The organism is Desulfobulbus sp. (genome assembly GCF_031547805.1).
Lineage (GTDB): Bacteria > Desulfobacterota > Desulfobulbia > Desulfobulbales > Desulfobulbaceae > Desulfobulbus.
On the sequence record NZ_JAVBRQ010000028.1, the window covers coordinates 16,076 to 38,682 of the forward strand.

Here is a 22,607-nt window from a genome sequence, read left to right on the forward strand (position 1 = left end):
CGTGATAAGAAAAGAGGTTCGTTTAACAGGTGCTGGCGTGCTTAAACGGCTACCGGCTCATTACGCACATCCCTTGCAACAGCCTGTGGTGTCCCGTTACGGGATTGGCAGAGGGATGGAGGAATAACCAAAATAGAGGAGCAATTATGACAATGGTCACCATGAGGCAAATGCTTGAGGCCGGACTTCACTTCGGGCATCAAACCAGACGATGGAATCCGAAAATGAAACCCTACATTTACGGGCCTCGGAACGGCATTTATATCGTCAACCTCGATATCACCATGAAGCTGTTCAGGAAAGCGTACGGGGCCATGGTCGATGCGGTCGCGAACGGCGGCTCGGTACTCTTTGTCTGCACCAAGCGGCAGGGGCAGGCTATCATTCAGGAAGAAGCCTCGCGTTGTGGCATGTTCTACATCAACCATCGTTGGTTGGGCGGCATGCTCACCAATTTCCAGACGATCCGTCATTCCGTTGACCGTCTCAAAAAGATAGAAGCCATGCAGGCCGACGGGTCGATCAATCGCTTCCCCAAAAAGGAAGTGTTGCAGATGGAAAAAGAGCGCGTCAAACTTGATCGTAATATCGGCGGTATCAAGAATATGCGCAGCCTGCCCGATGTGCTGTTCGTCATCGATCCGAAAAAAGAAGACATTGCGGTGGGAGAGGCCAACAAGCTCGGTATTCCGGTGATCGCCCTGACCGATACCAACTGCGACCCGGATGGAGTGGATTTCGTCATCCCCGGCAACGACGATGCGATTCGGGCTATCAAGCTGATCACCTCGATGATGGCCGAGGCTGTTTTGGAGGGGAAATCGCGCCGGGGCGAAGAGGCCGAGGCCAACGTCGATGAGCTGGAGTCGGCCATGTCCACCGGCCTCGACGAGGAATTGGCGGCGAAAATGGACGAGGAATAACAAACCGTCGCTTAAAACGTACGATAGTGCGGATAAAGGAGGGGCGGCAGGGCGACTGCCCGGCCGCTTCTTTTCCGCATTGCCGAGTCCATGCCGGAATTTTGCAGAAAATTAGTTTTGGGATAAGGAGAGTGAACGTGACGATTACAAGTCAGATGGTAAAAGAGCTGCGCGATAAAACCAATGCGGGCATGATGGATTGCAAAAAGGCCTTGACGGAAACCGCGGGTGACATGGAGAAAGCTGTCGATCTGTTGCGGCAAAAGGGATTGGCGGTCGCTGCCAAACGCGCCGGCCGTGAAACCAAGGAAGGGGTGATCGAAAGCTACATCCATGCCGGCGGCAAATTAGGCGTGATGGTGGAAGTCGGCTGCGAGACCGATTTCGTAGCCAAAACGGACGATTTCAAGGCGTTTGCCAAAAACGTGGCCATGCATATCGCCGCCGTCAACCCGGTTGCAGTCACCCGTGAGGAGGTTCCCGCCGACATCCTGCAACGGGAAAAGGACATTTATGTCAACCAGGCGCTCGAGTCCGGCAAGCCCCAGCAGATCGCCGATAAGATGGTTTCGGGCAAGATCGAGAAATACCTCGCCGAAGTGTGCCTGATGGAACAAAAATACGTGAAGAATCCCGACCTGAGCGTTCAGGATCTGTTAAACGAACTGGTCGCCAAGATGGGAGAGAATATCTCGATCAAGAAATTCGCCCGGTTTCAAATCGGGTAAGAGCAGGATCGATCTTCGGAGCCTTATACCGGCACAGGAGCGAGCGCGTTCCTGTGCCGGAAACGGATATGTCGCAGGGGGCGGTACCATGAAATTTAAACGCGTGCTCTTGAAAATCAGCGGAGAAGCGCTGATGGGCGAAAAGGCCTACGGGATCAGTCCCGAAGTGGTCAAGTTCCTTTCCCAGGAAATCCAGGCTCTGCACAATCTCAAGATCGAATTGGCCCTCGTGATCGGGGCCGGCAACATCTTTCGCGGCGTTGCCGGGGCTGCCAGCGGCATGGACCGGAGTTCCGCCGACAACATGGGCATGCTCGGCACGGTGATGAACTCGCTTGCGGTGCAGGACGGCCTGGAAAGCCTGGGCATACCGACCAAGGTGATGTCCGCCATCACCATGCTCAACGTCTGCGAGACCTATGAACGGCTCAAGGCCATCGAGCATTTGGAACGGAAGCGGATCGTCATCTTTGCGGCGGGTACCGGCAACCCCTACTTCACCACCGACACCGCGGCCGTGCTGCGCGCTTTGGAAATCAAAGCCGACGTGATCATGAAGGCCACCAGGGTTGACGGGGTGTACGATAGAGATCCCGAAAAAGATCCCAATGCCGTCAGGTATCATACCCTGAGCTACTCCACTGTCCTACGCGACGACCTCAAGATCATGGACGCCGCGGGCATCTCCCTAGGGCGTGACAACAACTTGCCCATCTTTGTCTTCGACATGACCAAGCCCGGCAATATCGTCAAGGCGGTCGTGGGCGAGGACGTCGGCACGCTCATTACCAATTAACTTTCCCCGACAGGTGCGGACGCGACCCGAAACAGGGAGCGGAGCCACCGGGGGCCTATTCTCCCAAGACAGCAAGCTGCTGGAGCGAGGATGCTATGACACATGCTCTCACCGATCAATTGAAGGATAAAATGGCATCAAGCATCGAGGCCCTGAAACGGGAGCTGGTGAAAATCAGGACCGGACGGGCATCCCTGTCCCTGCTCGATGGGATCAAGGTGAACGCCTATGGGGCGCAGATGCCCATAGATCAGGCCGGCACGCTGACCATTCCTGAAAATAACATGATTGCCATCAAGCCATGGGATCCGCAGCTGTTGCCCGCCATCGAAAAGGCAATCCTGGCCTCCGGTCTGGGGCTCACCCCGCAAAGCGACGGCAATGTCGTCCGGCTGACGATTCCTCCGCTCACCGGCGAGCGCCGCAAGGAGTTGGTGAAGCAGGTTAAAAAAATCGGCGAGGAGTACAAGGTCGCCATTCGCAATGTTCGACGCGATACCAACGAATCCTTGAAGAAGTTGAAGAAAGACAAGGCCATTTCCGAGGACGAGATGTTCCGACTCCAGGAAGAGGCGCAGAAGATGACCGACGGCTACATCAACCAAGTCGATGAGATTGCCGGGGGAAAAGAAAAAGAAGTCATGTCGGTTTGATCGCGCGGCCCAGTGACCGTGGATGCGCCAGATCAACATAATCCCGTGCCGCGCCATGTGGCTATCATCATGGACGGCAACGGCCGCTGGGCCGAGGAACGGCACCGCCCTCGCTTGTTCGGACACAAGGCGGGCGTGGAGTCGGTGCGGGAGATCGTGGAGGTGGCCCGCGAGATCGGGGTCGCATTCCTGACCCTCTATGCCTTTTCGACCGAGAACTGGAACCGGCCCAATCTCGAAGTCAGCGGCTTGATGACCCTTTTGAAAAGCTATTTGCAGTCGGAGTTGCGCACCATGCTGCGCAACGACATCCGGCTGCGCTGCCTGGGCGAGCAGGACCGTCTGCCCGAAGACGTCCGCTCCGTGCTGGGACAGGCCATCGCCGACACCAGTGCTTGCGGAGGCATGACCCTGAACCTGGCGCTCAGTTACGGCGGCAGAAGCGAACTGGTGGGCGCGATCCGGGAGATGGCGCGAAAATGCCAGGAAGGAAGCCTTGACTGGAACGCACTTTCCGAGACCGACATCAGCGACCACCTTTTCACCGCCGGGCAACCCGATCCGGATCTCCTCATCCGCACCGGAGGCGAGCATCGGCTGTCCAATTTCCTCTTGTGGCAGGCCTCCTACGCCGAACTCTATTTTACCGAAATCCGCTGGCCGGATTTCAGGAAACAGCAATTCCTGGACGCCATCCACACCTTCCATCTCAGGCAACGCCGCTTCGGTCGGACCGGGGCGCAGGTGACCGGGGAGTAGCGGCATGAGTCGTGTCATTCCCGGAATCTGCATGGTCGCAGGCTGGCTCCTCCTGCTCTTTCAGGGGCCTTTCGTCCTGTTCTGGGCCGTGATCCTGATCGGGGCCGTGCTGGCGCTCCACGAATTTTTCCGCATGACCCTGGCAAACCTGCGCCACTGGCGGCAAGCGGCCACCATCGCCTGCTGCCTCGGCCCTGTCCTGGCCGCCTTGACCGGCCACGGCGACATGATCCTTGCGGGGATGATGTGCAGCTTGCTCGGCCTGGCGATGCTGGCGCTCCACGGATACGGTGCCATGGACGATTCGCTGAAGTATGCCGGATACGCCGGTTTTGCCTGCGTTTATGTCTCGGGGTGCATGGCCCACATGGTGCTGCTGCGCGAGCATCCGCAGGGCGTCTTCTGGCTGACCATGTTGGTGGCGATTGTCGCCGGCTCGGATACCGGGGCCTATTATGCGGGCCGGGCCTTTGGCAAACGCAAGCTCTTTCCCCTCATCAGCCCCAAGAAAACCGTGGCGGGCGGGGTGGGCGGCATGGTAGCCGGTGTGGCGGCCGCCGAACTCGTCAATCTGATCTTTCGGCAGCCGGCCCATCCGGGCGCACTGTTGTTGGTGGCGGTTGTCCTGGTGGCGATCGGTATTGTCGGCGACCTGACCGAATCGATGATCAAACGATCGGTGGGATGCAAGGATTCGGGCACCATTCTCCTGGGGCATGGCGGTCTGCTGGACCGTCTCGACAGCCTCTTGCTCACGGCACCGGTGCTCTATTACCTGCTGCGTTTCGGTATGGTGTGATGAAAGCCCTGGCCTTGCTCGGTTCCACCGGTTCCATCGGCTGCAACGTCCTGGAAGTGGTGCGGCAATTTCCCGATCAATTCAGGATCGTCGGCCTTTCGGCCGGGCGCAATGTCGAGTTGCTGGCCGCCCAAGTGAGGGAATTCGAGCCGGAATGCATTTCGGTGGGAGCGGCGGATGCGGCCTCGGCCCTCGCGGCCCTGCTGCCCGCCCACTACCGTGCCCGGATTGTCACGGGCACCGAGGGCAATTGCCAGATCGCCTCCCTGCCATCGGCCGAGATGGTCGTCTCCGCGGTGGTCGGTTCGGTGGGACTGCTGCCGGCTCTTGCCGCCATCCAGGCTGGCAAGGATCTCGGCCTGGCCAACAAGGAAACCCTGGTGATGGCCGGCCGCCTGATCATGGATGCGGTCCGCTCGCACGAGGTGCGCCTGTTGCCCATCGATTCGGAGCATAGCGCCATCTTTCAGGCCCTGGAAGCCGGGCGCCGGGAGGATGTGGCCAAGATCATCCTCACCGCTTCCGGCGGGCCGTTTCGTACCTGGGACAGCCGCGCCCTGGAGGCCGCCGTGCCCGAGCAGGCCCTGGCCCACCCCAACTGGAGCATGGGCCGCAAGATTTCCATCGACTCGGCCACCCTGATGAACAAGGGTCTGGAGGTGATCGAGGCCCGTTGGCTGTTCGATGTCGAACCGGAGCGGATCGAGGTGGTCGTGCATCCCCAATCCATCGTGCATTCCCTGGTCGAATACCGGGACGGCTCGGTGGTGGCCCAACTGGGCATCCCGGACATGCGTATCCCCATCGCCTACGCCCTCTCCTATCCCAAGCGACTGGAGCTGGGTTTGTCCCGCCTTGGTTTGGCGCAATGCGGCGGGCTTTCCTTTGAACAGCCCGACCACCAGCGCTTTCCCGCCCTGCGGATGGCGTACGAGGCGCTGGCCGCGGGTGGCGTCAAGCCGGCGGTGCTCAATGCCGCCAACGAGGTTGCGGTGGACGCCTTTCTTGCCAAACGGATCGGGTTCACGCAGATCACGACCGTCGTTGCCACCGCCTTGGAGGCAACCGGCCAGGGCGACGAATTGGATCTCCAGGCGATCCTGACTGCCGACCGGGAAGCGCGGCTGGCGGCCGAACGGGCGATCGGCGCGCTGTGAGCGGTTGCCGTCCGCCCTCCATTTCCCTACTCTTCATCCGATTGATTGTGTGCACGGTATGAATGCTGTCCTTTCTTTCATCATTGTTCTCGGCGTCCTGATTTTTGTGCATGAGCTCGGCCATTTCCTGCTGGCCAAGGCCTTCGGGGTGCGGGTGCTGAAATTCTCCCTCGGCTTCGGCAACAAGCTGGTCGGCTGGCAGTGGGGCGAGACCGAATACCTGATCAGCGCCTTTCCCCTGGGCGGCTATGTCAAGATGTACGGCGAGCATCAGGGTGAGGAAGAGGTGCAGCCGGAAGACCGGCACCGCTCCTTTTCCCACAAGGCGGTATGGCAACGGTTCGGCATCGTTTTCGGCGGGCCGTTCTTCAACCTGTTGTTTGCCGTGGCGCTTTTCTTTTGCCTGTTCTTTTTTGCGGGCATTCCCGAACCGGTCGATTCCACCCGGATCGGGGAGGTCTCCGTCGGCTCGGTGGCCGATCAGGCCGGTTTGAAGCCCGGGGACATCATCCGTTCCATCGACTCCGTTCCCACCGTCTCCTGGATCAAGGTGTCCGAGCGGATCAAGGACAGCGGCGGCAAAGCCGTGACCCTGGTCGTGGATCGACAAGGCAAGGAGTTGACCTTCACGGCCAAGCCGGTTTTGCAGAAAGAAAAGAACCTGTTCGGCGAAGAAGTGGGCGAGCGCTACATGCTCGGCATTGTCCGTAGCGACGAAATCCGCTACAGGCCGGCCTCCATCGGCGAGTCGGGCGAAGCGGCCCTGTTGCAGACCTGGAACCTCGGCTATCTGACGGTGATGGGGATCGTCAAGATGGTCCAGCGGATCATCCCGGCCAGCGAGTTGGGCGGACCGATTCGGATTGCCGAGATTGCCGGGCAGCAGATGGAGGCGGGCTGGATGAACCTGCTTTATTTCATGGGCCTGCTGAGCGTCAATCTCGGCATTCTCAACCTGCTGCCCGTGCCGGTGCTCGACGGCGGTCACCTGGTTTTCCTCTCCCTGGAAGCGGTTCGGCGCAAGCCCTTGAGCGATCGAACCATGGAAATCAGCCAGAAAATCGGCATCGCCATTTTGGGGACCTTAATGGTGTTCGTTTTCTATAACGACATTCTCCGGCTGGTCAAACGATGGCTGATGTCCTGATCCTGGCCATCGAGACCGCGACCGGCTGCGGCAGCGTGGCCCTGACCCGGGGTGCCGGTCCGACCGGCAAGGTGCTGGCCGAATATACCCTGCAGCCCGAAGTCACCCACGCAAGGCGCTTGCTGGGATCGGTCGCGGCGGTCATGGCCGCAGCCGGGGTCGACTGGAACGAACTGTCGGCCGTGGCGGTCAGCCAGGGGCCGGGCTCGTTTACCGGCTTGCGAATCGGCATGGCGGCCGCGCAGGGCCTGGCCATGGCCCTGGGGACGCCCCTGCTGCCCGTGCCCACCCTGGACGGCTTGGCGGCCCAGGTCGTTGGTCACGATCTGCCGCTCTGTTGTCTGCTCGATGCCAGGAAACAGCAAATCTACGCGGGGTTTTATCGATACCGCCAGACGGGTTGGCACCGGGAGGCTCCCTTCCTCGTCCTGAGCCCTAAGGAACTGGCCCGGCGGATTCAGCAACCGACCCTGCTGGTCGGTCCCGGCCTGCAAGCCTGCCGGGAGGAGATGGCCGCCCATCCCCTGGCGCGGCTGGGCGATGCCGCTCCGCTCCATCCCAGGGCGGCGAGCATCGGCCTGGGCGCCGGCCGGATGCTGGCCGACGGTGCCGTTGTTGGGGCGGGTGGGGCCATTCCCCTGTATGTTCGGGCTTCCGAGGCGGAGCTGAATTTGCATACGATGCAGGAGGCGAACCGGAAAGCGGTATGATCGCACGTAGAACAACCCGCCAAATCCATGTCGGCCCGGTGGCGGTCGGCGGCGGCGCTCCCATTGCCGTCCAGTCGATGACCAATACCCTGACGGATGATGTCGAGGCCACGGTTCGGCAGATTCACGAGCTGGAACGGGCCGGATGCGAGATCGTCCGAGCGGCGGTGCCGGACATGGCCGCGGCCCGCGCCCTCACCGCGATCAAGGAACAAATAGCCATTCCCCTGATCGCCGATATCCATTTCGACGCCCGGCTGGCGGTGGCGGCCATGGAGCATGGCGCCCAGGGCATCCGCATCAATCCGGGCAATCTCGGAGGGCCGGACAAGCTGGCCCGGGTGGTGGATGCGGCCAAGTTGCACCGGGTACCGATTCGGGTGGGGGTCAACTCCGGCTCCATTGAAAAGAGGCTTTTGGCCCGATTCGGCTATCCGACCCCGGAACGGCCGGATGCCTTGATCGAAAGCGCGCTCGACAATGTCCGCCTTTTGGAGGAGCACGGCTTTTACGAGATCAAGATCTCGATCAAATCCTCGGATGTCCTGACCACCATCGCCGGCTATCGCCAACTGGCGGACAGAACCGACTATCCCCTGCACCTCGGAGTGACCGAGGCGGGCGGCCTGATCGCCGGCACGGTCAAGTCGAGCGTGGCCCTGGGGATTCTGCTGGCCGAGGGCATCGGCGACACCTTCCGGATTTCGCTGACCCGCGATCCGGTGGAGGAGTTGCGGGTCGGGTTCGAGCTGCTGCGCGCCTTGCGGATTCGCGAGCGTGGCCCGGAACTGATTTCCTGCCCCACCTGCGGCCGCACCCGGATCGACCTGTTTACCCTGGCCGAGCGGGTGGAACGGCACCTGCAAACCATGCGCTCGCCGCTCAAGGTGGCGGTGATGGGCTGCGTGGTCAACGGGCCGGGCGAGGCCAAGGAGGCCGACATCGGCATTGCCGGCGGCCACGGAGTGGGCATTATTTTCAAGAAAGGACAGCTGTTTAGGAAGGTTCCGGAAGCGGATCTGCTGCCGGTCTTTCTCGAGGAACTGGAAAAAATGGAAGCCGAGCGGCAAGCGAACGCTTGAACGAAGAGCTGCGTCGGACCGATTTTGTGAGTCTGGGGACGGAGATCAAATATGCGTTATTCTCAGTTGTTACTGCCCACCACCAAGGAAACGCCTTCCGAGGCCGAGGTTGTCAGCCACCAGTTGCTGGTGCGGGGCGGGTTCATCCGCAAGTTGACCTCGGGGATGTACACCTACCTCCCCCTGGGGTTTCTCGCCCTGCAGAAGGTGGTCGGGATTGTCCGCGAGGAGATGAACCGGGCCGGCGCCCAGGAAATCCTCATGCCCATGGTCCAGCCCGGCGACCTGTGGCAGGAATCGGGCCGGTGGAAAAAATACGGCCCGGAATTGCTCCGCTTTCGGGATCGGCATGACCGCGATTATTGCCTCGGACCCACCCACGAGGAGGTGGTCACCGACATCGCCCGACGGGAGCTGCAGTCCTACCGGCAGCTGCCGATCAATCTCTACCAGATCCAGACCAAGTTCCGCGACGAGATCCGGCCGCGCTTCGGCCTGATGCGGGGCCGCGAATTCGTGATGAAGGATGCCTATTCCTTCGATGTCGACGATGCCGGCGCCGGCCGCAGCTACGAAATCATGCGCCAGGCCTATACCCGCATCTTCGAGCGGTGCGGCTTGGAATTCAGAGCGGTGGAGGCCGACAGCGGCGCCATCGGCGGCTCCTTTTCCCACGAGTTCATGGTCCTGGCCGAGACCGGCGAGGATACTTTGGTGATCTGCGAGGCCTGCCCCTACGCCGCCAATGTCGAAAAGGCCGCCATCGCGCCCTCGACCGAGACGGTTGCCGAAGGTGCGCGGGCGGCGGTCTGCAAGGTGGCCACCCCGGGGTTGAAACAGGTGGACAAGGTGGCGGAATTCCTCAAGGTCGATCCGGACAAGGTGATCAAGACCATGATCTACCTGGCGGACGGCCAGCCGGTGGCCGCCTTGGTGCGCGGCGACCGCGAGGTCCAGTCGGTCAAGCTGAAGAACCTGCTGGGCGCCAACGAGGTGGAGTCCCTCAACGAGGAACAGGTCTGGCAGCAGACCCGCCTGCCGGTCGGCTACATGGGGCCGCTGGGTTTGGAGATCAAGGTGGTGGCCGACCAGGAGGTGATGCACATGGTGGACGCGGTGACGGGGGCCAACGAAAAGGGCTTTCACTGCACCGGCGTCAATCCGGGCCGCGACTTCGAGCCCGACGTGGTCGGCGACCTGCGACAGATCGCGGTCGACGATCGTTGCCCGGTCTGCGGCGGCAGCCTGCGGCTGAAGGAGGGGATCGAGGTCGGCCACATCTTCAAGCTCGGCACCAATTATTCCGAGGCCATGGAGGCCACCTTCCAGGACAGCGACGGTCAGGAAAAACCCTTTATCATGGGTTGTTACGGCATCGGAGTCAGTCGGGTGGTGGCGGCGGCCATCGAACAGAACCACGATGCCAAGGGCATCATCTTCCCGGTGCCCCTGGCGCCCTTCCAGGTCATCGTGCTTAATCTCGGACCCAAGGACGAAACCTTCTGCCTGGCGGCCGAGACCTTGTATAATGGGTTGAAGGCCCGGGGAGTCGATGTTCTGTATGACGATCGGGACGAACGGCCCGGCTCCAAATTCAACGACGCCGACCTCCTGGGCATCCCTTACCGGCTGACCGTGGGCAAGACCTACGAAAAGGAGGGCAAGGTGGAGCTGCGCGCACGCCGCACCGGGGCGACCGAGTTGTTGGCGCCGGAGCAAGCGGTCGACCATATCGCCGGACTGGTCCGGCAGGCGCTCGTTTGAGCATGGACAAGAAACGATAGCACAAAACGGAGAGCGCGAAGCCGCACCGGATGCTGCCTGCCGGCCAGACCGGCGGGGGTGCCGGGCGGTGCCGCCAACGCGAGCCATGTCGGATATCAAGCCACTTCTCTCGCTCGCCTCGGCCTATCTCACCGAGATCGACCTGGCGCCGCTGACCAAGGCCTACGAATTCATCTGCGAACGGCACGACGGCCAGCGTTACGTGACCGGCGAGCTGTATGTCGATCATCTCCTGGCCGTGGCCTCGACCCTGGCCTCGATGAAGCTCGACCTGGACACTATTGTCGCCGGACTGCTCCATGGCGTCATCAAGGAGCAGGTCGGCACCCAGGACGAGCTGAAGAAGAAATTCGGCGAGACGGTCGCCAACATCGTCAATGGCGCCAGCCGGATCACCAATGTCCGCTACAATTCCCAACTGGCCCACGAGGCGGAGAACATCCGCAAGCTGTTGCTGGCCATGGGCGCCGACATCCGGGTGCTGCTGGTCAAGCTGGCCGACCGCCTGCAGGACATGCTCAACCTCGACGCGGTCGACGAGGAGGAACGGCGGATTAAGGCGCGGGAGACCATGGACCTGTACGCGCCCCTGGCCAGCCGGATCGGGATCGAGTGGATCAAGCGCGAGCTGGAGGACCTCTCCTTCAAGTATCTCCTGCCGGCGGAATACGCCGACCTGACCGGCCACCTGGAAAGCACCCTCGACGATCGCCAGGCCTATGTCGACGAGGTGACCGGCATCCTCCTGGCCAAGCTCCGGGCCAACAAGATCGAGCCGGTTCGGCTCATCGGCCGACCCAAGCACATGTATTCGATCTACAAGAAGCTGATGGCCCAAAAGATCCCGCTCGAGCGGGTCTACGACAAGGTGGCCTTCCGCATCATCGTCCGCACGGTCAAGGAATGCTACCAGGCGCTGGGCATAGTCCATGCCGACTGGACGCCGGTCCCCGGCCGGATCAAGGACTGGATCAGCGCGCCCAAGTCGAACAATTACCAGTCGTTGCACACCACGGTGGCCGGTCCGCTGGGCCAGTTCATCGAGATTCAGATCCGGACCGAGGAGATGGACCGGGTCGCCCAGGAGGGCGTGGCCGCCCACTGGGCCTACAAGGAAGGGCAGAAAATCACCGGCGGCGATGCCCGGTTGTTCAAGGATTTGAAGCGGCTGGTGCAATCCCTGCAGGAAGTCGAGGATCCCAACGAGTTCATGGAGTCGGTGCGGGGCGAGTTGTTCGAGCCCGATGTCTTCGCCTTGACGCCCACCGGCGAGGTCCGGGAACTGCCGCGGGGCAGCACGCCGATCGATTTCGCCTATGCCATCCACACCGCGATCGGCGACACCTGCGTCGGCGCCAAGGTCAACGGCCAAATCGTCCAGCTCAAGCATGAGTTGCAAAGCGGCGACATCGTCGAGATTCTCACCCAGAAGAACCAGCACCCCCGCCGTGCCTGGCTGCAACTGGTCAAGACCAGCCGGGCCCGGACCCGAATCCGCCAGTACCTGAGGCGGGAGGAAAAGGAGCGTTCGCTCAAGCTGGGCCGCGAGATCTGCGAGCGGGAACTGAAGAAGTACGATGTCAATTTTCGCGGATTGCTCAAGAGCGGCCACCTGCGCCTGCTGCTCAAGCAGCTCAACTGCCAGTCCCTGGAGGAGCTGCTGGTGCGGGTGGGCAACGGTTCCATCACCGTGCCTCACCTGGTGCGGACCCTGCAGCCCGAGGAATTCCGCGAGGCCGAGGAAAAAAGGCGGATGGCGGAGATGGTCGAGCGGGCCCACCGCGCGGCCGGGGAACATCGCTCCACCGCCTCCCGGCGCAACGCCATCGACATCGATGGCGTCGACGGCATGTTGGTCAAGGTGAGCCAGTGCTGTCACCCGGTTCCGGGCGACCCGATCATCGGCTTCATCACCACCGGCACCGGCATCTCCATCCACCGCACCGATTGCCACAACCTGCTGGCCACCGACCCCAAGCGCTGGCTGGAGGTCTCCTGGGCCGGATCGCCGCAATCCTCGCACCGGGCCGGGTTGCGCATCCGGGCCGAGAACCGGAAAAGCATCCTGGCCGAGATCAGCGCCGCCATCAGTGCCGACGATGCCGATATCGTCGAACTGAACGCCCGCACCACGGTGGAGAACATCGCCGAGCTCGACGTGCTGCTCAACGTGGTGAATCTCAAACATTTGCAGACCTTGCAGCAGCACCTTTTGCAGATGCCCGAGGTGATCGAGGTCCGGCGCCGGTAGTATCGGCGTGGGGATGCGAGGAGCCTGAACGGAGCCTACCATGGCATCGGCATTGTGCGAGGTCTGCGGTAACGAACTCGAATGCGGCCTCGGCCAATGTCCCTATTGCCAGGCGCCCTGCGTGCCCGGCAGGATGGGCGCCACCGGCCCCTTCCATCGGGTGGTCAACCTGGAGAAGGGCATGCCGCTGGTCCAGCAGGCGCTCGACCGACTGGAGGCGACCGTGGCCGTTGCCGGCAGCCAGGGGTACAAGGCGCTCACCCTGATCCACGGCTACGGCTCCAGCGGCACCGGCGGGGCCATCAAGGCCGCGGTCCAGCACCAGCTGCAGTTCTTGCGCCTGCAGGGCAGGATCAAGGAGATCGTGCCCGGCGAGGAGTTCGAGGGCCGTTCCAAACGCGGCAGGCACCTGCTGCGCCGCTTTCCCTTTCTGGCCGGCCACCGCGACCTCAATCGCGCCAATCCCGGCATTACCCTGGTCATCCTCTAATCCCGGCCCTTGCCGGCGATCTTCCCCCGCCTCGACTCACCAACGGAGAAACCATGCGCAACGGTCATCGTCTTGCCAACAGCCTGCGGCCGGTAGGCATCGAATACGGCGTCCAGCCCCACGCCGACGGCTCGGTCCTGATCCGAATGGGCCACACCCACGTGCTGTGCGGCGTGACCGTCGAAGAGAGGGTTCCGCCCTTCCTGAAGGACCGGGGCCAGGGCTGGATCACCGCCGAATACGGCATGCTCCCGTGCGCCACCCATAGCCGGGGCCGGCGGGAGGCGGTCTCCGGGTTGTCCGGCCGAACCCACGAGATCCAGCGCCTGATCGGCCGATCCCTGCGGATGATGGTCGACTTGCGGCTTTTGGGGGAACACACCCTTCGGGTCGATTGCGATGTGCTCAATGCCGACGGCGGCACCCGCTGCGCCTCGATCACCGGAGGGGCCCTGGCGGTGCGGATGGCGCTGGGGAAGATGGTGGCCCGGGGCAAGCTGGTCGCCATGCCGCCGCTGTTGCCGGTGGCGGCGGTCAGCGCCGGGGTGGTCGGCGGTCAGCCGGTGCTGGATCTGGAATACAGCGAGGATTCGAGCGCCGATGTCGACGCCAACTTCGTCATGAGCGGCGACGGGCGCTGGATCGAGGTGCAAACCACCGCCGAGGGCGCCCCTTTCAGGCCCGAACTGTTTACGGCCATGACGGCGCTGGCCACCGAAGGCATCGGCCAATTGTGGGCGTTGTGGGATCGGGAAGGCTGGCAGGGATAAGCGCGTCCCGCAAGACGGGCGGCAGATTCCTCGCCGCGGCTCATCCCCTCCGGTCGTGCGGCAGGAGCCGGAGCAGGGCCAAGCCGTCCGGGGTGACCGGTTCCGTTTGGTTCAGTACCTCGATCCGGTCGAGATCGATGAACCGGCCATAGTCGATCTCCTCCTGCTGCAGGGTGAAAGGACCCTCGCTGATGCAGGAAAAAATGCGGCCCCACACCCGATTGCCCTCCTCCTCGAAATACTGGTCGAACAGCTGGGCCAGCTTGACCCCGGCCAGGCCCAATTCCTCCCGCAGCTCCCGCTGCGCCGACTCCAGATAGGATTCGCCGGCCTGCACCACGCCCCCGGCGGCCAGATCCCAGTATCCCGGATAGATGTCCTTGGTGAGGGTCCGCTTCTGGATGAACAGCTGCCCCTGGCGATTGAACACCAGCACGTAGGAAGCCCGGTGGATCAGGTTCTGCTGGCGCATGATCCGGCGGGTGACCGCGCCGATGGGAGTGTTGTCCCGGTCGACGATCTCGACCAGTTCCTCGGTGGGATGGGTGAACACGGTGTCTGTCTCCTCGGAATGCGGGGGGATCAGGGGCGGTGGCGGAATTCCCAGCAGCGGTGGATGCGGCGGTTGCGCTGGAAATCGAAGGGGATGGTTTCGTCGCTGATCTCTTGGACCTCGAAATCGCGGCCCAGCGATTCCTCCAGGGCGAATTTGCGAAAATTGTTGGAGAACAGCAACAGGCCGCCCTTGGTCAGCCGTTGCATGGCCAGGCGGAGCAGGGCGGGGTGGTCCTTCTGGACATCGAAGAGCAGCTTGCGGTGCCGGGAGTTGGAGAAGGTGGGCGGGTCGATGAAGATCAGCCCGTACCGTTCCTGGGCGCGTTGCAGCCACTCCTGGCAGTCGGCCTCGATCAGCTGGTGCTGCGGTCCGCCGAAGCCGTTGAGGGCCAGGTTGGCCCGGGCCCTGGCAAGATAGGCGTCCGAGATGTCGACCGTGGTGGTGGCGGTGGCCCCGCCCATGGCCGCGTGAACCGTGGCCGTGCCGGTATAGGCGAACAGGTTGAGAAAGGTCTTGCCCTGGGCAAGCGCGCCCAGCCGCTCCCTGGTCAGACGGTGGTCGAGAAACAGGCCGGTGTCGAGATAGTCGGTGAAGTTGACCAGAAAGCGGCATCCCCCCTCGCGGACCTCGTGGAGCGTTCCGCCTCCCTCCTTTTTCTGGTACTGCTGCGCTCCCTTCTGCTTTTTCCGGGTCTTGATGAACAGCCGGCTGCGCGGTGCGTCGAAGACGGCGCGGATGACCTGCAGGGCCTGGGTGAACCGCTGCTCCGCCTTGGCCGGATCGACCGTGGCCGGCGGCGCGTATTCCTGGACATGCACCCACTCCTCGTAAAGATCGATGGCCAGGTTGTATTCCGGCATGTCGGCGTCGTAGACCCGAAAACAGGTGACCTGCTCTTCCTGTGCCCACCGCAGCAGGGGCTCGCAGTTTTTGATCAGCCGGTTGGCGAAATCCTCGCCGGGCGTGCCGGCGGGCAGGGGAGCCGGGGTCCAGCGATGAAGGGCTTGCTCCTGCAGGGTATTTTCCCGGCCGGTCAGCAACTGGCACTTGAGCGGCCCGTTGAACAGCCGATGCCGTTCCTGCCATTGCATGCCGGTCATTTCGGCCAGATCGGGATTGGCGGTGAAAAACGCCAGGGTCCAGCCGGCAAACTGGTCCCGGAAGATCCGGCCCAGGCAGCGGTAGAGATATTTGACCGCCTCCTTCTCCGACAGCCGTTCGCCGTAGGGCGGGTTGGTCAGCAGGCAGCCGGCCGGCGCCGGGCTGTTGAGCCGGGCCAGTTGGCGCTGCTTGATGACCACCACCTCGCGCAGGCCGGCGGCAATCACGTTCTTCCTGGCCGCGGCGACCACCTTGGGATCGGCGTCGTAGCCGATGAATTGCGGCCAGATTGCGGGCATGCCCCGGCTTTCCCGGTCCACCGCCTCCTGTACCAGCCGGTCCCAAAGCTGCGGGTCGTGCTTGTTCCAGGCCATGAATCCGAAGGTCTTGCGCAGCAGGCCGGGGGCGCTGTCGCTGAGCATCAGGGCCGCCTCGATGAGCAGGGTGCCGCTGCCGCACATCGGATCGAGCAGCACCGGTTCGTCGCCGGCCCGGTCGAGCCAGCCCGAGAGCCGGACAATGGCGGCCGCCAGGGTCTCCTTCAAGGGGGCCTCGCCGCTGTCGACCCGGTAGCCGCGCCGGTGGAGGCTGTCGCCGGAAAGATCGAGGGACAGCGCGGCGCCGGTCCCCTGGACATGAAGGTGGAAGCGCAGGTCGGGACGCAGGGGATCCACGTCCGGCCGCCGGCCGAAACGCTTGCGGAACTGGTCGACAATGGCGTCCTTGACCCGGAGCGAGGCGAATTGGCTATGGTTTATGGCGGCGTTGACCAGGGTGGTGTGGACCGCAAAGGTCGATTTCCAGGTGAAATGATCGTCCCAAAGAATGGTGCTGGCCTGGGCGTAGAGGGCGTCCGTGGTGGGGGCGTCGAATCGGGCCAGCTCCAGAAGGACGCGCGAGGCAAAGCGGGACCAGAGGCAAGCGCGGTAACCGGTCTCCAGGCTGCCGCTCCAGCTGACCGCTCCGGGATGGGTGGCGAGGGCCTCGCCGCCACATTGGGCGATTTCCTCGCTGACCAGGGGTTCCAGGCCGAAGCCGCAGGTGGCCGTGAAACGCAGGGGTTGTTTTTTCTTTTTTCTGGCGGTGGTGGCGACGGGCTGCATGGACTCTCGCGGTGGCGGTTGAACGGAAGATGGCGGGGACCGGCCGCAGGACCGGCCGCGGGGCAAACCGGCACGCACCATAGCCAAACTCCGATGGTAAGTAAACAACAACCAGGCGGGCATGGCATCGGTCCCGGACATTCGCCCCGGGCCCATGGCGGGGAGCAAGGCTGGCTCAACCGGGCAAGGCCGGTCGCATCCTGCTCTTGACCATGAAATACAGCACCGGCACCGCCATCCGGCTGATGAGCAGCGAGGCGATCTCGCCGAACATCAACGAAATGGCCAGCCCCTGGAAGATGGGATCGGCCAGGATCACCGAGGCGCCGACCACCACCGCCAGCGCGGTCAGGAGCATGGGCCGGAACCGGATGGCGCCGGCTTCGACCACCGCCTGGGCCAGGGGCAGGCCGTGGCTCAGGCGCAGTTCGATGAAATCGACCAGGATGATCGAGTTGCGGACCACGATGCCCGCCCCGGCCATGAAACCGATCATCGAGGTGGCGGTGAAGAAGCCGCCCAGCGCCCAGTGGGCGGGCAGGATGCCGATCAGGGAAAAGGGGATGGCCGCCATCACCACCAGGGGCGTGACATAGTCCTTGAACCAGCCCACCATCAGCATGTAGATCAGCACCATCACCACGCAGAAGGCCAGCCCCAGATCGCGGAACACTTCCAGGGTGATGTGCCATTCGCCGTCCCATTTCATCGCCGGTTGGCTTTCCAGAAACGGCTGGCTGAGATTGAGGATCGCCACCGGGCCGCTCGGGCCGCCGAATCGGTCGGCGTTGAGCTCGTGCAGCCGCTTGTTCATCGCCAGGATGGGATAGACCGGGCTTTCGGCCGCGCCGGCCACATCACCGGTGACGTAGATCACCGGCTTGAGGTTCTTGCGGTAGATCGGCTGGTCCACCGGCTGCTCGCTCACCCGGACCAACTCCCTGAGCGGCACCAGGGGCGCGTGGGGATCGCCTCCGGCCCGTAGCGAGATGGCCAGCAGGTTGTCGACCCTGGCCCGCTGTGCCGGCGGCAGTTGCAGCACCAGGTCGATTTCTTCCTTGTCGCGGGGCTGGTGGAACAGGTCGACCGAGCGGCCGGACAGCCCCATGGACATGGCTTGGGCGATCTCGCCCTCGGACAATCCGTTCAAGGCCGCCTTTTCCTTGTCCACGGTCAGCACCAGTTTGTGGCGCTCCCGCTCCCGGTACCAGTCGATGTCGACCACGCCGGCGGTGGTGGCGAAGATGTCCTTCACCTCGCGGGCCAGCCGCACCCGGCTGGCATCGTCCGGCCCGTAGATTTCGGCCACCAGGGTCTGCAGCACCGGCGGTCCGGGAGGCACTTCCGCCACGGCCACGGTGGCGCCGTATCGTTCGGCAATGCGGGCAAGGGCCGGCCGCATGCGCTTGGCGATGTCGTGGCTCTGGCGGTCGCGCGCCCCCTTGGCCTTGAGGTTGACCTGGATGTCGGCCACGGTGGGGCCGGAGCGGAGAAAGTAATGGCGCACCATGCCGTTAAAGTTGTAGGGCGCGGCGGTGCCGGCATAGACCTGGGTATTGACCACCTCCGGTGCCCGTTCCGCCTCCCTGGCCATTTCCAGGGCCACCCGGGCGGTCGTCTCCAGGGTCGAGCCCTCGGGCATGTCGAGGATGATCTGGAACTCGGACTTGTTGTCAAAGGGCAGCATCTTCACCTTGACCTTGCCGACCAGGACCAGCGAGCAGGCAAGCGCCAGCAGGGCGAGAATCAGGGCGAAGAAGCCGAAGCGCCAGCGGCCGTGGGTCAGCAGCGGGTCCATGATGCGATGGTAGAGACGGGTGAACCAATCGTCGGGGGCGTGGTCGTCGTCCCCCTGCACTCGGTTCTCCGGCTGACGCAGAATGCGGATGGCGGCCCAGGGCGTGACCGTGAAGGCGATCAGCAGGGAAAAGACCATGGCCGCCGAGGCACCGATGGGAATGGGACGCATGTAGGGGCCCATCAGCCCGCCGACAAAGGCCATGGGCAGGATGGCGGCAATCACCGCCCAGGTGGCGAGAATGGTGGGGTTGCCGACCTCGATCACCGCGGCCACGGCGATGTCCTTGAGCGAGGCCAGCCGGCTGGTTTGCAGACGCAGGTGGCGGACAATGTTCTCGACCACGACGATGGCGTCGTCCACCAGAATGCCGATCGAAAAGATCAGGGCAAAGAGGGTGATCCGGTTGAGGGTGTAGCCGTAGAGATAGAAGAGCAGCAGGGTGAGTGACAGGGTGGACGGGATGGCCAGCAGGACAATGAGCGACTCGCGCCAGCCGAGAAAAAGAAGGATCAGCACGGCCACCCCGAACACCGCGATGCCCATGTGGAGCAGCAGTTCGTTCGATTTTTCGGCCGCGGTCGCGCCGTAGTCGCGGGTGACGCTCACCGTCACCTCGGGCGGGATGAGCGAGCCCTTGAGGCTTTCCACCTTGCGCAAAACCGTCTCGACCACCTGGACAGCGTTGGCGCCCGGCCGCTTGGCCACCGACAGGGTCACCGCCGCTTCGGGGTTTCCATCCCGGCTGCCGAAGAGGACATAGGACCGCGGCTCTTCCGGACCGTCGGTCACCGTGGCTACTTCGCCCAGGTAGACCGGCGCCCCGCCGTGCACGCCGACCACGATCCGTTCGGCTTCCGGAGCCGACTGGAGAAACAGGCCGGTCTGCACCGAAATCTCGGCATTGGCGGCACGCAGGATGCCGGACTGCGACTGGCTGTTGGCCTGTTGCAGGCGGCGCTCCAGGTCGGCCGGGCTCAGGTTGCGGGCCGCCAGCAGCAGCGGGTCGAACTGGACCCGCAACTGCCGCCGGGTGCCGCCGATCAGTTTGGTTTCGGCCACTTCGAAGATCGACTTGACCGCATCGTCCACTTCGGCGGCCAGGCGGCGGAGGGTGAAGTGGTCGTAGGAGGCCGAATGGAAGGTCAGGGCCAGGATCGGGACATCGTCGATGGTGTGCGGCTTGATCAGCGGCAGCGACACTCCGGGCGGAATCCGGTCGAAGTTGGTCTGCAGCTTCTGGTTGAGGCTGACGATCGCCTTTTCGAAATCCTCGCCCACGTAGAAGCGGGCGATCAGCAGGCATTGGCCGGGCATGGAGGTCGAGTAGATGTATTCGACGCCCGGAAGCTCGTAGAGCAGCTTTTCCATGGGAATGGCCAGCCGTTGCTCGACTTCCTTGGCCGAGGCGCCGGGCATGGTCACCATCACGTCGATCATCGGCACCTTGATCTGCGGCTCTTCCTCGCGAGGTAGCAGGGTCAGGGCCAGCAGACCGAGGAGCAGGGAGGCGACCAGGCCGATCGGGGTCAGTTTCGAGCCGACAAAGGCCGCTGCCAGCCGCCCGGCAAAGCCCGGTTCGGCCGGATGCCGGCCCCCGTTCATGGCGTAACCCGCAACGGCTGCCCGTCCATCAGCAGCCGGTTGTTGCCGGTGGCAACGGTTTCGTCGCCGTCAAGGCCGGAGAGAATCTCGACCATGCCGTCGCGCCGCATGCCGGTCCGCACCAGGCGCAGGCTGGCGCGGCCGTCGGCAACCGCGAAGACCCGGTCCAGCTGTCCGCTCGGGACAACGGCGCTCTCCGGCACCAGCAAGGTGCGAACGTCGGGTCCGGCAACGAACAGGCGGGCGAACTGTCCGGGACGCAGGCCGGGGTTCGGAAGCAGGTTGAGGACCACCGGCGCGGTGCGCGACTGCGGGTCAACCGCGGGCGCGACCTCGGCCACCGTGGCCCGGACGTTCAGCCCGGCCGCCTCCACCTGGACCGTGAGTGCATCGCCGGGGCGTATCCCCAGAACCAGACTTTCCGGCACCGCGGAGCGGACTTGCAAGGTCCGCAGACTCTCCACCTGGAGCAGCACGGTCCCCGGAGTGGCGAGATCGCCGGCCTGGGCGTTTTTCCCGGTCACCACCCCGTCGAAGGGAGCGGTGATGGCGGCATAGCCGAGCATGGTCTTGGCTTCCTGGTAGCCGGCCTGGGCCATGGCGAACTGGTCGGCCATGGACTTGACCGTCTCCGGGGTGGAGGCGTGTTTGGCCAGCAGGTTCTGTTCCCGCTCCAGGTTGCGCCGGGCCTGGTGCAGCAAGGCCTCGGCCTGGTTCAGCCGGGCGGCGATTTCCCCGGCGTTGATGGCCACCAGCAGTTGGCCCGCCTTCACCGTGGAACCGAGAACCACCGGAATGTCCGTGATCGTCCCGGTAATCTTGGCGGCAATGGCGGCCCGCTCGGCGGCCTGGACCGTGCCGGCCACCTCGATCGAAACGGGGAGATCCCGCGCGCTCACCCGCGCCACCGTGACCTCGACCGGCTGGGCGGGTTCTTCGGCACCGGCACCTGATGCGGCGAAGCACAGCGGCAGCGTGCTCAGCAGCAGGACAACAACGAAAGGACGCGCCATGCGATTGCTTGCCATGAATCAGTTCCTCTGGTCGAATTGGCCGAGACCGGCGGCCCGGCGTAGGTCGGCGATGGCTATTTTGTGGGCGGCCGTGGCCAGGCTGTGGCTCAGTTGGGATTCGATCAGGCGATTTTCCGTGTCGATCAGCTCGGAGGCGAGCAGCACGCCTTCCTTGAACCGGAGGCGGGCCAGCCGGGCGCTTTCCGTCGCCGAATCCACCATCTTGCCGGTCACCTTGAGCCGTTCCTCTTCCTGCCGCACGGCCAGGACCGCCTGTTCCATCTCCAGGCTGCAGGCCAGCTCCAGCTTGCGTTCCTCTTCCCTGGCCGCCCGCAGCCGGGCCGTTGCCCGCTCGGTGGCGGCCGCGGTCCGGCCGCCGTTGAACAGGGTGTACTCCATCCGGACCCCGGTGACCCAGGAGTTGCCGGAGCCTTCGTCCAACTCCGTGCCCTTGTCGGCCTGATAGCTGCCGAAGACGTCGGCGGTCGGCCAGTGGCCCGACTCCGCCTGCTTGATCCGGGCCTCCAGCGCCTTGACGGTGGCGGCCATGGCCGCCAGTTCCGGACGATTGCGGAAGGCGCGTTCCGCCGGGATCTCCTGCTCGCGATAGTCCGTGGGATCGACGGCCGCTTCCGCCCCGGTGCGGCCCAACAGGTGCAAAAAACCGCGCTGCGCCAGTTGGAGGCCGTGCCGGGCCTGGATCAACTGTTCCGCGCTCCGTGCCTGCTGGACCTCGAGGTTGAGCACGTCCTCCCGGAGCAGGCCGCCTTCCTCGAAACGGGCCCGGGCCACGGCCAGCGACGCGTCGATGGCTTGGAGGGCCGATTGCCTGGCCCTGACCGACTCCCCGGCCTGAACAATGGTGCAGAAGGCCCGCACCACCTCGAATTCGAGCCGGTTGCGGACCGCGGTCCGGTCGAATTCCGCGGAACGGCCCTGTTCGCCGGCCGCCTTCAGCGCCGCCTGGTCGCGGCCACCGTTGTAGACCCGGTATTGGATCATGGTCTTGGCCTGCAGGTTATCGGTGGTGCCGGGATCGTTGAAATCGATCGCGTTGGTGAACATGCCCTGATTGAGGATGTTGCCGAAGGAATACATGGGGTTGTTGGTCCGGCTGTATTCGGTGGCCACCGAGACCTGGGGGTAAAAGGCGGCCCTGGCCAGTTTGATGTCGGCATCGGCCGCCTTGATCCGCTCCAGGGCGGTGGCGGCGTCGGGGTTGTGGCGCAGGGCGTAGCGAACCGCCTCTTGGACGGTCCAGGGCGAGGAGCCAATTTCGCTGTTGTCGGCGATCAGATTGCAGGGTAGAAAAGACAACATGGCCACGAAGGCCACAGTGAGGCATGGGCGACGCATGATTACCAACCTGTTTTGGTGGACA

General features: G+C 63.7%; 19 protein-coding genes. 14 read left to right on the forward strand and 5 right to left on the reverse strand.

Annotation, left to right across the window (positions count from 1 at the left end; genetic code table 11):
- The first annotated feature begins 146 nt into the window (after positions 1-146).
- From rpsB to rph, 14 genes are all read left to right on the forward strand, one after another.
- Positions 147-923, forward strand: coding sequence for a 30S ribosomal protein S2 (gene rpsB, locus RMR13_RS09445; protein WP_409070282.1), 777 nt, complete (start codon positions 147-149; stop codon positions 921-923).
- Positions 924-1,060: 137 nt separating this feature from the next.
- Positions 1,061-1,651, forward strand: a complete 591-nt coding sequence (gene tsf, locus RMR13_RS09450) for a translation elongation factor Ts (protein WP_310600384.1) — start codon at positions 1,061-1,063, stop codon at positions 1,649-1,651.
- An 88-nt stretch (positions 1,652-1,739) separates the two neighbouring features.
- Entirely contained in the window at positions 1,740-2,447 is a 708-nt protein-coding gene (gene pyrH, locus RMR13_RS09455; protein WP_309412114.1) for a UMP kinase, read from the forward strand.
- Between the two features lie 95 nt (positions 2,448-2,542).
- On the forward strand, positions 2,543-3,100 hold the full coding sequence (gene frr / locus RMR13_RS09460) for a ribosome recycling factor (protein ID WP_310600385.1): 558 nt from the start codon (positions 2,543-2,545) through the stop codon (positions 3,098-3,100).
- 45 nt (positions 3,101-3,145) lie between these two features.
- Positions 3,146-3,859 (forward strand): isoprenyl transferase, encoded by a 714-nt coding sequence (locus tag RMR13_RS09465; protein WP_310600502.1) that lies wholly within the window; start codon positions 3,146-3,148, stop codon positions 3,857-3,859.
- Between the two features lie 4 nt (positions 3,860-3,863).
- A complete protein-coding gene (locus tag RMR13_RS09470; protein WP_310600386.1) occupies positions 3,864-4,658 on the forward strand; it encodes a phosphatidate cytidylyltransferase in 795 nt (264 codons plus the stop codon).
- The gene (locus tag RMR13_RS09475; protein ID WP_310600387.1) at positions 4,658-5,815 is read left to right on the forward strand and encodes a 1-deoxy-D-xylulose-5-phosphate reductoisomerase; all 1,158 of its coding nucleotides are present in this window, start codon (positions 4,658-4,660) and stop codon (positions 5,813-5,815) included. The genes RMR13_RS09470 and RMR13_RS09475 overlap by 1 nt, the downstream gene beginning before the upstream one ends.
- A 58-nt stretch (positions 5,816-5,873) precedes the next feature.
- Positions 5,874-6,962 carry an RIP metalloprotease RseP gene (gene rseP / locus RMR13_RS09480; RefSeq protein ID WP_310600388.1) on the forward strand — a complete coding sequence of 363 codons (1,089 nt, stop codon included), beginning with the start codon at positions 5,874-5,876 and terminating at the stop codon, positions 6,960-6,962.
- Positions 6,947-7,672 carry a tRNA (adenosine(37)-N6)-threonylcarbamoyltransferase complex dimerization subunit type 1 TsaB gene (gene tsaB / locus RMR13_RS09485; protein ID WP_310600389.1) on the forward strand — a complete coding sequence of 242 codons (726 nt, stop codon included), beginning with the start codon at positions 6,947-6,949 and terminating at the stop codon, positions 7,670-7,672. The genes rseP and tsaB overlap by 16 nt, the downstream gene beginning before the upstream one ends.
- Positions 7,669-8,754, forward strand: a complete 1,086-nt coding sequence (gene ispG / locus RMR13_RS09490) for a flavodoxin-dependent (E)-4-hydroxy-3-methylbut-2-enyl-diphosphate synthase (RefSeq protein WP_310600390.1) — start codon at positions 7,669-7,671, stop codon at positions 8,752-8,754. The genes tsaB and ispG overlap by 4 nt, the downstream gene beginning before the upstream one ends.
- A gap of 51 nt (positions 8,755-8,805) precedes the next feature.
- Complete coding sequence (locus tag RMR13_RS09495; RefSeq protein WP_310600391.1) at positions 8,806-10,518, forward strand: proline--tRNA ligase; 1,713 nt, start codon at positions 8,806-8,808, stop codon at positions 10,516-10,518.
- A 106-nt stretch (positions 10,519-10,624) separates the two neighbouring features.
- Positions 10,625-12,790, forward strand: coding sequence for a bifunctional (p)ppGpp synthetase/guanosine-3',5'-bis(diphosphate) 3'-pyrophosphohydrolase (locus RMR13_RS09500; RefSeq protein ID WP_310600392.1), 2,166 nt, complete (start codon positions 10,625-10,627; stop codon positions 12,788-12,790).
- Positions 12,791-12,830: 40 nt separating this feature from the next.
- On the forward strand, positions 12,831-13,280 hold the full coding sequence (locus RMR13_RS09505; protein WP_310600393.1) for a Smr/MutS family protein: 450 nt from the start codon (positions 12,831-12,833) through the stop codon (positions 13,278-13,280).
- Positions 13,281-13,333: 53 nt separating this feature from the next.
- Entirely contained in the window at positions 13,334-14,050 is a 717-nt protein-coding gene (gene rph, locus RMR13_RS09510) for a ribonuclease PH (protein ID WP_310600394.1), read from the forward strand.
- Between the two features lie 40 nt (positions 14,051-14,090).
- Here rph and yfcD read toward each other — a convergent pair whose 3' ends face one another.
- The 5 genes from yfcD to RMR13_RS09535 form a co-directional block, all read right to left on the reverse strand.
- Positions 14,091-14,603: an NUDIX hydrolase YfcD gene (gene yfcD / locus RMR13_RS09515; protein ID WP_310600395.1), complete on the reverse strand. Its 513-nt coding sequence runs from the start codon at positions 14,601-14,603 to the stop codon at positions 14,091-14,093.
- A 29-nt stretch (positions 14,604-14,632) separates the two neighbouring features.
- On the reverse strand, positions 14,633-16,810 hold the full coding sequence (gene rlmKL, locus RMR13_RS09520; RefSeq protein ID WP_310600396.1) for a bifunctional 23S rRNA (guanine(2069)-N(7))-methyltransferase RlmK/23S rRNA (guanine(2445)-N(2))-methyltransferase RlmL: 2,178 nt from the start codon (positions 16,808-16,810) through the stop codon (positions 14,633-14,635).
- A gap of 175 nt (positions 16,811-16,985) precedes the next feature.
- A complete protein-coding gene (locus tag RMR13_RS09525) occupies positions 16,986-20,213 on the reverse strand; it encodes an efflux RND transporter permease subunit (RefSeq protein WP_310600397.1) in 3,228 nt (1,075 codons plus the stop codon).
- A complete protein-coding gene (locus RMR13_RS09530) occupies positions 20,210-21,241 on the reverse strand; it encodes an efflux RND transporter periplasmic adaptor subunit (RefSeq protein ID WP_310600398.1) in 1,032 nt (343 codons plus the stop codon). Before RMR13_RS09530 ends, RMR13_RS09525 begins: the two co-directional genes overlap by 4 nt.
- A gap of 3 nt (positions 21,242-21,244) precedes the next feature.
- The gene (locus RMR13_RS09535; RefSeq protein ID WP_310600399.1) at positions 21,245-22,582 is read right to left on the reverse strand and encodes a TolC family protein; all 1,338 of its coding nucleotides are present in this window, start codon (positions 22,580-22,582) and stop codon (positions 21,245-21,247) included.
- Positions 22,583-22,607 lie beyond the last annotated feature (25 nt).